General features: G+C 73.5%; 11 protein-coding genes. 3 read left to right on the top strand and 8 right to left on the bottom strand.

Going from position 1 to position 12553, the window contains the following annotated elements; genetic code table 11:
• Window positions 1-397: 397 nt before the first annotated feature.
• The 4 genes from Pdca_RS11695 to Pdca_RS11680 form a co-directional block, all read right to left on the bottom strand.
• Window positions 398-1222 (bottom strand): alpha/beta fold hydrolase, encoded by an 825-nt coding sequence (locus tag Pdca_RS11695; protein ID WP_166665937.1) that lies wholly within the window; start codon window positions 1220-1222, stop codon window positions 398-400.
• A 144-nt stretch (window positions 1223-1366) separates the two neighbouring features.
• Window positions 1367-1852 (bottom strand): cupin domain-containing protein, encoded by a 486-nt coding sequence (locus Pdca_RS11690; protein ID WP_197719970.1) that lies wholly within the window; start codon window positions 1850-1852, stop codon window positions 1367-1369.
• Window positions 1849-3192, bottom strand: coding sequence for a glutamine synthetase family protein (locus Pdca_RS11685; protein ID WP_085915329.1), 1344 nt, complete (start codon window positions 3190-3192; stop codon window positions 1849-1851). Before Pdca_RS11685 ends, Pdca_RS11690 begins: the two co-directional genes overlap by 4 nt.
• 93 nt (window positions 3193-3285) lie before the next feature.
• Window positions 3286-4926: an alpha/beta hydrolase gene (locus Pdca_RS11680; RefSeq protein ID WP_232021530.1), complete on the bottom strand. Its 1641-nt coding sequence runs from the start codon at window positions 4924-4926 to the stop codon at window positions 3286-3288.
• Window positions 4927-5126: 200 nt separating this feature from the next.
• Here Pdca_RS11680 and panB point away from each other — a divergent pair, with 200 nt between their 5' ends.
• Window positions 5127-5981 (top strand): 3-methyl-2-oxobutanoate hydroxymethyltransferase, encoded by an 855-nt coding sequence (gene panB, locus Pdca_RS11675; RefSeq protein ID WP_085915331.1) that lies wholly within the window; start codon window positions 5127-5129, stop codon window positions 5979-5981.
• A gap of 59 nt (window positions 5982-6040) precedes the next feature.
• Here panB and Pdca_RS11670 read toward each other — a convergent pair whose 3' ends face one another.
• Entirely contained in the window at window positions 6041-7192 is a 1152-nt protein-coding gene (locus tag Pdca_RS11670; RefSeq protein ID WP_085915332.1) for a glutamate-cysteine ligase family protein, read from the bottom strand.
• A 185-nt stretch (window positions 7193-7377) separates the two neighbouring features.
• On the opposite strand from Pdca_RS11670, the gene Pdca_RS35480 reads away from it, so the two are divergent.
• Together Pdca_RS35480 and Pdca_RS11665 are read left to right on the top strand one after the other, a co-directional pair.
• Window positions 7378-7545 carry a hypothetical protein gene (locus tag Pdca_RS35480; RefSeq protein ID WP_158092276.1) on the top strand — a complete coding sequence of 56 codons (168 nt, stop codon included), beginning with the start codon at window positions 7378-7380 and terminating at the stop codon, window positions 7543-7545.
• A gap of 5 nt (window positions 7546-7550) precedes the next feature.
• Window positions 7551-8321 carry a hypothetical protein gene (locus Pdca_RS11665; RefSeq protein WP_085915333.1) on the top strand — a complete coding sequence of 257 codons (771 nt, stop codon included), beginning with the start codon at window positions 7551-7553 and terminating at the stop codon, window positions 8319-8321.
• 4 nt (window positions 8322-8325) lie between these two features.
• On the opposite strand, the gene Pdca_RS11660 is transcribed toward Pdca_RS11665, so the two are convergent.
• The 3 genes from Pdca_RS11660 to Pdca_RS11650 form a co-directional block, all read right to left on the bottom strand.
• A complete protein-coding gene (locus Pdca_RS11660; RefSeq protein ID WP_232021529.1) occupies window positions 8326-9102 on the bottom strand; it encodes a maleylpyruvate isomerase family mycothiol-dependent enzyme in 777 nt (258 codons plus the stop codon).
• Window positions 9099-9938 (bottom strand): fumarylacetoacetate hydrolase family protein, encoded by an 840-nt coding sequence (locus Pdca_RS11655; protein ID WP_085915334.1) that lies wholly within the window; start codon window positions 9936-9938, stop codon window positions 9099-9101. The genes Pdca_RS11660 and Pdca_RS11655 overlap by 4 nt, the downstream gene beginning before the upstream one ends.
• Before the next feature lie 120 nt (window positions 9939-10058).
• The gene (locus tag Pdca_RS11650; protein ID WP_085915335.1) at window positions 10059-12434 is read right to left on the bottom strand and encodes a xanthine dehydrogenase family protein molybdopterin-binding subunit; all 2376 of its coding nucleotides are present in this window, start codon (window positions 12432-12434) and stop codon (window positions 10059-10061) included.
• Window positions 12435-12553 lie beyond the last annotated feature (119 nt).

The raw sequence follows: 12553 nt of genomic DNA, 5'->3' as shown, positions 1-12553 counted from the left end.
ACCCGCGCGAACGGGGCGGCCCCGCCGCCACCGGCGCTGCCCCGCCACCTGCCCCGCCCCGCTGATCCGCTGATCCCCACCGCGCCGCCCCGGCACGGCACGGGACCCCACATCTCGCACGGGTTTACCTCGTTCGCACGGGTTCGGATCCCGTGCGAACGAGGTGAACCCGTGCGGACGGGGGCAGACCCGCGCGAGCAGGGTTGGCGCGGCGCGGACCGGGCGCATCCGGCGCGGACCGGGTGAACCCGTGCGAGTTGGGCAGGCGCGTGCGAGCTGGGCAGCGCGTGCGGGCACGAGGGCAGGCGCGTACGGACGGGCGGCGCGGACGCGGGGCGCGCGGGCGGTCGGGCGGTCGGTCGGTCGGTCGGTCGGGCGGGCGGTCGGGAACGGGTGGTCAGGGCGTGGCGACCGGGTCGCGGTCGGGATCGGCCAGGGCGTCGAACAGGGCGTCGAGGGTTCCGGTCGAGGGCAGGTGACCGGGCTCGACCTGCTCCAGCAGCCGGCCGCCGGGGACCAGCGCGATGGTGTCCTCCACCGCGTCGAACGGGACCTGGTCGTCGCCGCGGGAGTGCCACGCGGTGATCGGGCGGAGCACGTCGGCCGGGGTGAACCCCCACGGACGGACCTGCAACCGGGCCTCTCTGGCCGGGCCCGCGTACCCGGTCGCCAGGTTCGCGGCCAGCGCCCGCTGCGTCGGCGGGTGCTCGGCGAACGCCGCGACGAAGCGGTCGTGTTCACCCGCGAAGTACGACCCGACCTGCTCGGGCTCACCGGTGCCGAAGAACTCCCAGGCCCGCTGGGACGCGTCGGGATAGTGGCCGCGGACGGCGTCGTCGTACACGTAGGGCAGACCGGACAGCAGCCACCCGGCCCGCACCCGCTCCGGGCGGAGCGCGGCGAGGGCGTAGGTGTAGGGCGCACCCGCCGAGATGCCGACGACGTCCACCGGGGCGCCGAGCAGCTCCAGCAGCGGGTCGACGATCCCCGCCCAGTCGGCCACCGATCGCATCTGCGCGGGTGCCGACCCGCTGTATCCCGGTCGCTCGACCGCGACCAGCCGGATGCCGGCCCGCTCCGCCCGGTCGGCCCAGACCTCACCCAGTTCGGCCGATCCGAACAACCCGTGCTGCAGCAGGACCGGGGGCCCGTCGGCCCGCCCGTACTCGGCATAGCCGAGGGGCAGCCCGTGCCCTCCGATCAGTGTCCGTCGCTCTCCCACGGCCACATCATAGGCAAGGCATGCCTTACTTCTCGAGTGGATGACAGCCGTCACGCGGATCGTGGCCGCTCCGAGCACGGTCACCCCGGCCTGGGTCCACACCGGCGCCCGGACACCCAGGCGCGCGGTCGTCGGGCAGGCCGCTCAGTCCGCGCCGGGCACCGTGCCGGGCGGGAGGAAGTCCACGTCGTGCAGTGCCGACTGCCGCACCACCTCGGCCGGATCGGTGAGGTCGTGCAGCTGATCGAACAGGTGCGCGAGCCGCCCGGCCGGGCTCACCCAGAACAGCGCGCGGGCATTGCCCTGCTCACGGTTGTAGTAGGCGTGCGGCAGCCCCTTGGGCATGAGCACGGTGTCGCCCGGACCGGCCTTCTCCCACTGCCCGTCCAGGTAGAGGGTGAACACCCCGTCGATGACGTGGATGTGCTCGTCCTGGGTGGTGTGCACGTGCGGCGGGACGCCCGTGCCCGGCGGGTCGAGCGTCTCGAACGCGAAGCTGGTCTCGCTGACCGCCTTCGCCCAGTAGGTGTGGCCCAGCACGTTCCACACCCGCTTGTACTGGCCCTCGCCGGCCCGGGTGATGCCCTTCGGCAGCGGACCCAGGATGATCTCGTCCTCGAAATCGCTCACAGCACGGGAAGATACGTCGCGAGTTCGTGCGGCGTCACGTTCCGGCGGTAGGCGTCCCACTCGGCACGCTTGTTGCGCAGGAAGAAGTCGAAGACGTGCTCGCCGAGGTACTCGGCGACCAGCTCGGAGCGCTCCAGGACGTCGAGTGCCTCGGTCAGGTTCTGCGGCAGCAGCTCGTAGCCCAGCGCCTTCCGCTCGGTGTCGGTGAGCGCCCAGACGTCGTCCTCGGTGGCAGGCGGCAGCTCGTAGCCCTTCTGGATTCCGGTCAGCCCTGCCCCGAGAATCACCGCGTACGCCAGGTAGGGGTTGCACGCCGAGTCCAGCGTCCGGACCTCGATCCGGCGCGACGACGACTTCCCCGGCGAGTACATCGGCACCCGGACCAGCGCCGAGCGGTTCGCGTGCCCCCAGGACACGGCGGTCGGCGCCTCGCCACCGGTGATCAGCCGCTTGTAGGAGTTCACCCACTGGTTGGTGACGGCGGTGATCTCCCGAGCGTGCTTGAGCACGCCGGCGACGAACGCCTTGCCGGTCGCGGACAGCTCGTAGGGGTCGTCCGGGTCGTGGAAGGCGTTGTGATCGCCCTCGAACAACGAGAAGTGCGTGTGCATCGCCGAGCCGGGGTGCTGGGAGAACGGCTTGGGCATGAACGAGGCCCGCACGCCCTGCGTCAGCGCGACCTCCTTGACGACGTAGCGGAACGTCATCAGGTTGTCGGCCATCGTCAGGGCGTCGGCGTAGCGCAGGTCGATCTCCTGCTGGCCCGGGCCGCCCTCGTGGTGGCTGAACTCGACCGAGATGCCCATCGACTCCAGCGTCTCGATGGTGTTGCGCCGGAAGTGCGGTGCGACGTCGTGGCTGGCCTGGTCGAAGTAACCGCCGGAGTCGGCCGGGATCGGCGGGCGGCCGTCGTCGGGCAGGTCCCGCAGCAGGTAGAACTCGATCTCCGGGTGCACGTAGCAGGTGAACCCGGCCTCGCCCGCCTTGTTCAGCGCGCGGGTCAGCACGTGCCGTGGGTCGGCCCAGGACGGCGAGCCGTCGGGCATCGCGATGTCGCAGAACATCCGCGCCGAATAGTGCTCACCGGACGCGGTCTCCCAGGGCAGCACCTGGAACGTCGACGGATCCGGCTTCGCGACCATGTCCGACTCGTAGACCCGGGCGAACCCCTCGATCGCGGAGCCGTCGAAGCCGATGCCCTCGGCGAACGCCCCCTCCAGTTCGGCCGGGGCGATCGCCACCGACTTGAGGTACCCGAGCACGTCCGTGAACCACAGGCGTACGAAACGGATGTCGCGCTCCTCGAGCGTGCGGAGAACGAACTCCTGCTGGCGGTCCATGCGGCGGAGCCTAGGAAGTCCGTGTTACGCGGAAGTTACCGGGGTGTGCGGTTGCGCCGTGCGAGGCGACCACCACCCGGCCGGGGCCCGGCGTCACGACGGCATCAGGGTGCACTCGGAGCCCTCCCCGGGCACGGTCAGGTTCACCAGGTAGTCGATCGCGAGACCGTCCACGCAGGGATCTCCCTGCAGGGATGCGGTGTGCTGCTCGCCGTTGACCGAGATCAGGCTGCCGCCGAGCTGGTCGGCCAGATCGACCCCGGCCTGGTACGGCGTGGCCGGGTCACCCGTGACCGACACCACCACGACCGGCGGAAGCCCGTCGACCTGCGGCGTGTGCGGCTCGCTGGTCGGCGGTGCCGGCCAGAACGCGCAGGCGTCGCGCGCGCCGACCGGGCCGCGCCCGGTGGACCGGAACGGCGCCGCCTCCTCCGCCTGGGTGGCGAGCTCGAGCGCCTCCGCCGGCTCGGTCAGCGCCGGCTGGTTCACGCAGGTGATCGCCTGGAACGCCTGCAGCATGTTGGAGTACTCGCCCTGCGCGTCACGCCGGTGGTAGAGGTCGGCGAGCTGCATCAGGAAGTCGCCGTTGCCGTTGGCCACCTGCGAGATCCCCTGCTGCAGGGCGGGCCACAGCTGGGAGACGTAGAGCGCCTGGCTGACGCCGGTCTGCGCGTCGTTGAAGCTCAGCATCCGGCCGTCCCCGGCCGGGACCGGGTTGTCGATCAGCTGCTGCATGATCGTCTGGAACGCGGCGGTCGCCTGCGCCGGATCGGTGCCCAGCGGGCAGTTCTGCCGGCTGGTGCAGTCCTTCGCGAAGTTGTCGAAGGCGAGCTGGAACCCGGCGTTCTGCTTGACCGTCGACTCGATCGTGGTCTGCGTCGGGTCGACCGCACCGTCGAGCAGCAGCGCGCGCACGTTCTGCGGGAACGCCTCGGCGTAGGCGGTGCCCAGCTCGGTGCCGTAGGAGAACCCGGCGTAGGTCATCTTCTCGTCGCCGACGACGGCACGCAGGATGTCCATGTCCTTGGCGACGTCCCGGGTGCCGACGTTGGCCAGCACTTCGGCGCCGGTGCGCTCGGTGCACCGCTCGGCGAACTGCCGGCTGTGCGCCTCGGCCGCGGCGACGCCCTCCGGCGAGGGGTCGGCGAAGACCTTCGTGCGGTCCTCGTCGTTCTCCTGGTCGGTCAGGCACTCGATGAGCGGCAGGCTGGCGCCGGTGCCGCGCGGGTCGAAGCCGATCAGGTCGAACCGGTCGCCCAGCCCGTTCGCCGACCAGGTCGACGCCTGGCCCGCCATGAACGAGGTGCCCGAGGCGCCGGGCCCACCGGGATCGGTGAACAGCGAGCCGATCTTGTCGCCGGTGGCCTTCTTGCGCAGCAGCGCGATCTGCATCGTCTCGCCGTCGGGCTCGGCGTAGGCCTGCGGGACGGTGACCCGGGTGCAGTCGAGCTCCGGATCGGCGTAGGCCGCAGTGTCCTCCGAGGTCGGCGCGTAGTCGGCGCACGGGCCCCAGCTGAGCTCCTGGTCGTAGAACTGAGCGAGCTCCTGCGGCTGCTCCGGGGCCTGCGCCTCATCGGTCGTGCCTGCGCTCGCACACGCCCCGACCAGCACCAGCACGGCCACCCCGAGCGTCGCGACCCCCGCCGCCCGCCCGCGCCGCCGGGCCGGCAGCGCCCCGGGGCGCGATCGTGACGTGGGTCCGCCGACCCGGGAGCGCAGCATTCGGGGGAGCATCTCCGGAGCATGCCATCGACCTCCGACGGTCACCGACGCGGCACCGGCGGTACCGGCGGCGCGCTGCGGCCGGCATCGGGTGAGCGTTCCCACACCCGGGCCCGGCCGTTCGCCGACGCTGCCACCCTGGAACCAGCCATCGACGGCGAACCCGGGGACCCGTGATCAGCACGGGCCTCGAGGACGGAAGGAGCTCACCGATGAGCACACAGGACAACGGCGAGGTCACCGCGCCCTACCGGGCCCCGGCGGCACCGCCGAAGCGCACCCGCGTGCACCACCTGCTGCAGTGGAAGCAGGAGGGCAGGCGCTGGCCGATGCTGACGGCCTACGACGTCTACACCGCCGAGATCTTCGACGACGCCGGTATCCCGGTGCTGCTGGTCGGCGACTCGGCGGGCAACAACGTCTTCGGCCACGACAACACCATCCCGGTCACGGTGGACGAGCTGCTCCCGCTGACCCGGGCCGTGGTGCGCGGGGCGCGCAGTGCGCTGGTCGTGGCGGACCTGCCCTTCGGCAGCTACCAGGTCTCCCCCGCCCAGGCCCAGGAGACGGCGTTCCGGTTCATGAAGGAGGCCGGCGCGCACGCGGTGAAGCTGGAGGGCGGCGCCCGGTTCGCACCGCAGGTCGAGGCGCTGACCGCGTCCGGCGTCCCGGTGATGGCACACCTGGGCTTCACCCCGCAGAGCGAGCACGCGCTGGGCGGGTTCCGGATCCAGGGCCGCGGCGACGGCGCCGACCGGCTCGTCGAGGACGCGCTGGCGCTGCAGGAGGCGGGCGCGTTCGCCGTCGTGCTGGAGATGGTGCCCGCCGACGTGGCGAAGCGGGTCACCGCGGAGCTGCGGATCCCGACCGTCGGGATCGGCGCCGGCCCGGAGTGCGACGCCCAGGTGCTCGTCTGGTCCGACATGGCCGGGATGAACCGCGGGAAGGTGCCGCGCTTCGTGCGCCGCTACGCCGACGTGGGCGGGGTGCTGCACGACGCGGCCGCCGCGTTCGCCGCCGAGGTGCGCGACGGCGAGTACCCGGCCGAGGAGCACAGCTACCACTGAGCACGCCCGGCCGGGTGTGCTCAGACCCCGGGTCCGGCACACCCGGCCGGCGCGCGGTGCTACCCGCCGTGCGGCACGGCCACGACGCCGGGGATCCCGCCGCCCGCGCGGTGTCGGGCGAGCATCCGGGCGGCCGGGTTCTCCCGGCGGGCGAGCAACGTGCGGAGCAGCTCCAGCCGCTCGCCGTGGCCCGGCTCCCCGCGCAGCGCGGCCGCCGCGGCGTCGAGCACCGCCTGCGAGCCGCTCCGGACCGCCGGGTCCGACCAGCCGCGCAGCGCGGCGCGCCGGTGCGCCTGCGCGTCCGGGGTGCGCCGGCGCCCGGTCAGGGTGTCGTCGCGCAGTACGCCGGTCAGCAGGGTGAGCAGCGCGCCCGGCAGCCCCGGCAGCCCGCCGTCGGCCGGCTCCTCCCCCGGCACCGCCGCGATCGCGTCGAACGCCTTGAACTCGATCCGCCCGATCTCGCCGGGGATGCCGGCGTGCCGGGTCAGGCTCGGATCGGTCGGCAGCAACGCCGCGCCCGGCTCCAGGTAGGCCAGCGCGGCCGGGCGCGGCCCGGTCCGCCGCGACGTCCGCGCCGACTCGCCGCCCCACGGGCGCCCGTCGCGGAACGGCGACGAGAACGACCACGGCACCAGATAGGGGCTGTAGTAGGTCAGCTTGGCGGCGGCGTCGGCCAGCCCGGCCGGATCGGTGCCGGACTCCGGGAAGGACAGGTTGAGGTCCGGACCCCAGGTGACCATGTGCAGGTGGGCGGTCCGCTCCTCGGGCGAGGACGCCATCAGCTCCCGCTCGTGCGCGTTCGCCGGCGGATCCAGGTGGTAGTCCGAGCGGAACGGGTGGAAACCGAGCGCGACCGGTCGCAGTTCGTGCCGGGCCGCGACCTCGGCGAGCAGCCGGGCGTCGGCACACAGCGCGGACTCGGCGGCCTCCACCGAGTCGTGCACGGCGGTGCGGATCTCGATGCCCTTCGGGTCGAACCGCCACAGCCCGCCGTGCTCGTCGAGCCGCTCGTAGCCCTCGGCGTACCAGTGCTTGCGACGGATCCCGGCATCGCCGATCCGCAGGTCGCGCTGGCCGTCGGGGAGCTCGGGCAGCTCGTCGACGACGGCCGCGACCTCGGCGTGGCTCAGCGTCGCGAAGTCCGCGAGCGAGCCGTCCGCCCGCAGCAGGGCCAGCTCGTGCTCGATGCCGTACCGCGCCGGCCCCCGCACCGATCACCCCCGGTTCGACCGTCATGAACGCTGAGTGAGCCTACCGGCGCCCGGCGGCCGTCCGGATGTGATCCGAACCGGATGTGCTCACCCGTTCCGCCCTGGACAACACCACACGGAGGGGTCAATCTGGTGACGGCGGCCACACGAGGTCCGCCCGGGAACCCCGGATCACGGGAGGCATCATGAGGCTGGGCCGCAAGATCTCCGAGGGATTCGCCGTGGACCACGAGGCCGACCGGGTCGCCGCGGCCCAGGAGGGCCCCCGGCCCACCGCCATCGAACCCGAGTTCGGTGACTGGTCACCGGTGGATCACGAGCACCCGGCGCGCTCGGGGTCCCGCGAGGACTGATCGAGGTGCGCGGTCCGTTCCATCGCACGCCGCGGGAGCACCCGACCGGCCCGCTGGAGGGGTACAAGCTGGCCTTCCCGATGCTGTCCGCGGACGGCACGCGGACCGGTTTCAGCGGCGTCACCCTCGGCCGGGCGCACGTCTACCGCACCGTCGACGACGCGGTGTGCGCGCACGGCTGCCGGCACGCCTGCCCGTCCCGCTGGTGTGACTGCGGGTTCTACTGCTTCCACTCCGACTCCGACGCCCGGGAGCTGGCCTGCGCGCCGGAGCACCAGGGCTCGATCCTGCTCGAGGTCGCGGTGTCCGGCCGGTTCCGCCGCTACGAGCTGGGACTTCGCTACTCCCGGCAGCGGGTCCGGGCGATCCGGATGCGGCCGTGCCGGTGCGGGACGACGGTGTCGGCGCTGGCCGACACCGGTGCCGGCCAGCGGGGCTGGCGCCGGCTCGAACCGGTCTGTGCCCGCTGCGCGGGTGCCCGGCCGGTGCTGACCCCGGACCGGTTCGCCCGGCTGGCCGAGATCGAGCTGCTGCCCGAGGAGGTCCCGGCGGGCCCGCTGACCCCGGTCGGCGCGCGCGGCGGCGAGGCCGATCGCCTGCTGGACGACTCGGCGTTCGGGGGGCGGGACCCGATCGAGGGCGACCCGCTCGCGACGGCCGGGGCGGTCGCGGTGCTCACCGCGGAGATGGCGCTGTTGCAGGCCCGGCTCGACGAGATGGCCCGTCAGCTCGGCCGGGCCACCGCACGGCTCGACGAGCTGGAGGGCCGGGACTGAGCCCTCACAGCCACGACGGCAGCGGTCCGGGCAGGTTGCCCTCGGCGTCCCGCAGTCCCTTGCCGAACGGCCGCCCGAGCACCCAGGCGACGAGATCCGGGCCGCGGCCACGGATCGTCCCGAGATCGGCGAGAGCCGATCCGTCGAGTGCGGGCCCTGGCCCGAACTCGAGCACCTGGCCGGTACGCGACTCCTCCAGCCGGACGTGCGGGCAGCCGGGACTGCGCTCGAGATGTGCCACGACGTCGGCCACCAGCACCTGGCGCATCGGGATCGGCAGGTCCGCGAACGACGCCCCGACGTCGAGATCGACGGCGTGGATCCACACCTCCCTGGCCCGCAGCCACGGCACCGCCGTGACCGGGATCTCGACGCCCTGTGCGGTGCGGACGCGGGCCGACCAGGACCGCGCCGGCATCGCCCGGACGACGTCGGCCAGCCGGTCGGACGAGGCGACGACATCGGCCCGGATCTCGTCGGGGCCGCGCGCTGCGCCCGCGGCGATGTCGGCGTCGCGCGCCTGCGGGCTGCGGTAGGCGGGCGTCTCGGTGCCGGTGCGTGCCCAGGTCAGCAGATTGCACATCGCGTCGGCGTTGCGGGCGACGTGGGTGAGCACGTGCGCCCGGGTCCAGCCGGTGAGCAGCGACGGCGCGGTGAACGCCTCGCCGCCCATCCGGGTCATCAGGCCGCGCAGATGCGCCTGGCCGTCACCGGCCCAGGCCAGCGAGTCGGCGAGCGGTGGCGGGACGGTGATCTCTGCGGCGGGTGGGGCCCCGCTCACCGCACGGACCGGCAGACGTTGCGGCACTCGCCGACCCCGTCCACCGCAGTGACGATCTCGCAGCCGTCGGTCAGGTAACGCGGCGGCTTACGGGCGTCGCCGACGCCGCCGGGGGTGCCGGTGGCGATGACGTCGCCGGGATTGAGGGTGAGAATCGTGGAGAGGTACACGACCAGGTCGACGACGCCGAACACCAGCTGGTCGGTGGTCGAGTCCTGCATGATCTCGCCGGCCAGCTCCGACCGGATGCGCAGCACGCCGCCGTCCGCCGGGTCGGCGGGCAGCTCGTCCGGGGTGACCAGCTCGGGGCCCAGCGGGGTGGAGTGCTCCCAGGTCTTGCCCTGCAGGAACTGCTTGGTGCGCCGCTGGTAGTCGCGCATGCTGACGTCGTTGAGCACCGTGTAGCCGGCGATCGCGGCCCGGGCCGCCGCCGGATCGGCGTGCCGGACCGACTGCCCGATGACGACGGTCAGCTCGGCCTCGTAGTCGACCCGGTCGGACTCGGCGGGCAGTTCGATCTCGTCCCGGGCACCGATCAGCGCGGGTGCGAACTTGCCGAAGATCGTCGGGTACTCGGGCAGCTCGTTGCCCATCTCCAACACGTGGTCGCGGTAGTTCAGCCCGACACAGATGATCTTCTCCGGGCTCGGGACGAGCGGCGCGTGGTCCAGGCCGGCGGCGTCGTGCACCGGACCGGCCGCACCGGCGGCGTGCTCGAACCAGTCCGGACGCTCCAGCAGCGCGCGGAGGTCTGCTTCCCCCGTCTCGACGGCGGTGTCGCCGTCGATTCGCACCGCCCGGTGCCCGGTCGCGGTCCGGATCGTCGCGAGCCTCATCGTGCGGGTCCCTCCAGTGAGTCCGTCGGCGGTGCCGGCGGCCGAGCCGCCCGCGTCCGGATCAGAGTCTGCGGCACCGCCTCCGGCGACCCCACCGAGGGGGTGGGGTCGCCGGAGCGCTCAGATGGCGCCGGCCTCGTCGTCGGCGGCCTCCCCGCCGCGGACCGGGAGATCGGCGAACACCGCGGGCGGCTCCCGCCAGGCGTCCTGAGGGGTACCGGAGCGGGCGGCGGCGACGGCCCGCCACACCCGCTCCGGGGTGCACGGGAGGTCGATGTGCCGAACCCCGAGATCGGCCAGCGCGTCGACCACCGCGTTCTGCACCGCGGGCGTCGAGCCGATCGTCGCGGACTCGCCGATCCCCTTGGCGCCCAGCGAGTTCAGCGGGGTCGGGGTCTCGGTGGTGGCCACCTCGAAGCCGAACATGTCGGCCGCGGTCGGCACCGTGTAGGCGGCCAGGCTGGAGGTCATCGGCTGGCCCTCGTCGTCGAACAGGACCTGCTCGTACAGCGCCTGCGCGATCCCCTGGGCCAGGCCACCGTGCTGCTGACCCTCGACCAGCAGCGGATTGAGGATCCGGCCACAGTCGTCCACGGCGATGTGCCGCAACGGGGTGACCCGCCCGGTGTCGGTGTCGACCTCGACGACCGAGACGTGCGCGCCGAACGGGAACGTCGCCCCGTCCTGCTGGGAGTCCAGGCCGACGTGCAGCTCCTCCCCCGTCAGCACGGCCTGCCGGTGCACGTCGCTCCAGCCGACGGTCGGGCCGCCCGGCACGCCGGCGACGCCGAACCGTCCGTCGTCGGTGATCTCGACGTCGTCGGCGGAGGCCTCCAGCAGGGCGGCGGCGAGCTTGCGGGCCCGCTCGTACAGCTCGTGCGCGGCCTCGGCGACGGCGGTGCCGCCCAGCTGCAGCGAGCGCGACCCGCCGGTACCCGCGCCGCGTGGCACGAGCGCGGTGTCCGACTGCACGTACCGGATGCTCTCCAGCGGGATGCCGAGCCGGTCGGCGACCAGCATCGAGAACGACGTCGCGTGCCCCTGGCCGTGCGCCGAGGTACCGGCGGACACGGTGGCGGTCCCGTCGTCGTGCACGGTCACCGAGCCGTACTCGCCGCCACCGCCACCCGCGGTGACCTCGACGTAGGCGGCGATGCCGATGCCGAGCCGGACCGGGTCGCCGGCCGCCCGGCGGCGTGCCTGCTCGACGCGCAGCTCTTCGTAGCCGGCGATCCGCAGGGCCTCGCGCAGCGGCAGGTCGTAGTCGCCGACGTCGTAGGTCGCCCCGGTCGGCGTGGTGTGCGGGAAGGCGGCGGGATCGAGCAGGTTGCGCCGGCGCAGCTCCACCGGGTCCATCCCCAGCTCGGCGGCGGCCACGTCGACCAGCCGTTCCAGGTGCGCGGCGGCCTCCGGACGGCCGGCGCCGCGGAACGCGCCCATCGGTGTGGTGTTGGTCAGCGCGGCGACGGCGTCGTAGCGCAGCACCGGGATGTCGTAGACCCCGGTCGCCATCAGGTAGGTGGTCCGCAGCGGCAGCGCACCGCCGAACCCGGCGTACGCGCCGGAGTCGCCGATCACCCGGGCGCGCAGGCCGGTCATCCGGCCGTCCCGGGTGAGCCCCAGCTCGTAGTACCCGACCTGGCCGCGGCCGTGCGGCATCGAGACCAGGTTCTCCGAGCGGGTCTCCACCCAGGTCAGCGGACGCCCGAGGGCACGGGCGGCGACGACGGTCGCGGTGTGCTCGGCGAGCACACCCGCCTTGGCGCCGAACCCGCCGCCGACGTGCGGCGCGATCACCCGGACGTCGCCGGGCTCCAGTCCGAGCAGCCCGGCGAGCTGAGCGCGGAAACCGTGCGGCATCTGGGTGGAGACGTGCACGGTGAGCGCGAACTCGTCGCCGGGGCCACCGGGTTCGACGGCGATCGCGTTGCCCTCCAGCGGCACGGCGGCCACCCGCTGGTTCTCCATCCGGGCCCGGACGACGATCTCGGCGCCGTCGAGCGGGTCCGGGCCGGGACCGCGCTCACCGCCCGCGAGGTTGCTGCCCAGCTCCGGGAACTGCAGCTCGGCGCCGTCGGCCAGCGCGGCCTCCGGATCGGTGACGGCGGGCAGTGGGTCGTAGTCGACCTCGACCAGCTCGGCCGCGTCCACCGCGGCAGCGCGGCTGTCGGCGACGACCAGCGCGACCGCCTCGCCGACGAACCGGACCCGGTCGGTCGCCAGCGGGGGGCGCGGGGTCTGCGGGTTCAGCACCATCAGACCGTGGTGCGCGGGCAGCTCGAGATCGGCTGCGGTGTAGACGGCGAGCACTCCGGGCGCTGCCGCGGCGGCGCTGGTGTCGATGCCGGTGACCAGGGCGTGCGCCAGTGGCGAGCGGACGAAGACGACGTGCGAGAGCGACTCCCGGCGCAGGTTCCCCACATAGGTGCTGCGGCCGGTGATGAGGTCGGCGTCCTCGACGCGACGGACCGATGTTCCGAGGATCGAACCAGGCATGTGACCCACGCTACCGGACAACCGGAGGATCGTCCGGTTAGGCGGTGCGGCGGTCGGGATCACGTCGTCGCGTGCGTCTCCACCTGCGGTCGCGCGTCGGGCCGGCCCGGTAGCGTCCC

It is taken from the genome of Pseudonocardia autotrophica (assembly GCF_003945385.1).
Classification (GTDB): domain Bacteria; phylum Actinomycetota; class Actinomycetes; order Mycobacteriales; family Pseudonocardiaceae; genus Pseudonocardia; species Pseudonocardia autotrophica.
Note: the sequence above shows the minus strand (reverse complement) of the source record. Positions and strands in the feature narration are given on the sequence as shown.

Excerpts from the sequence above, each read along its gene's own strand:
- Pdca_RS11685 (WP_085915329.1), bottom strand. The coding sequence starts at position 3,192 with ATGGACCGCCAGCAGGAGTTCGTTCTCCGCACGCTCGAGGAGCGCGAC.
- Pdca_RS11680 (WP_232021530.1), bottom strand. The coding sequence starts at position 4,926 with ATGCTCCCCCGAATGCTGCGCTCCCGGGTCGGCGGACCCACGTCACGA.
- panB (WP_085915331.1), top strand. The coding sequence starts at position 5,127 with ATGAGCACACAGGACAACGGCGAGGTCACCGCGCCCTACCGGGCCCCG.
- Pdca_RS35480 (WP_158092276.1), top strand. The coding sequence starts at position 7,378 with ATGAGGCTGGGCCGCAAGATCTCCGAGGGATTCGCCGTGGACCACGAG.
- Pdca_RS11655 (WP_085915334.1), bottom strand. The coding sequence starts at position 9,938 with ATGAGGCTCGCGACGATCCGGACCGCGACCGGGCACCGGGCGGTGCGA.
- Pdca_RS11650 (WP_085915335.1), bottom strand. The coding sequence starts at position 12,434 with ATGCCTGGTTCGATCCTCGGAACATCGGTCCGTCGCGTCGAGGACGCC.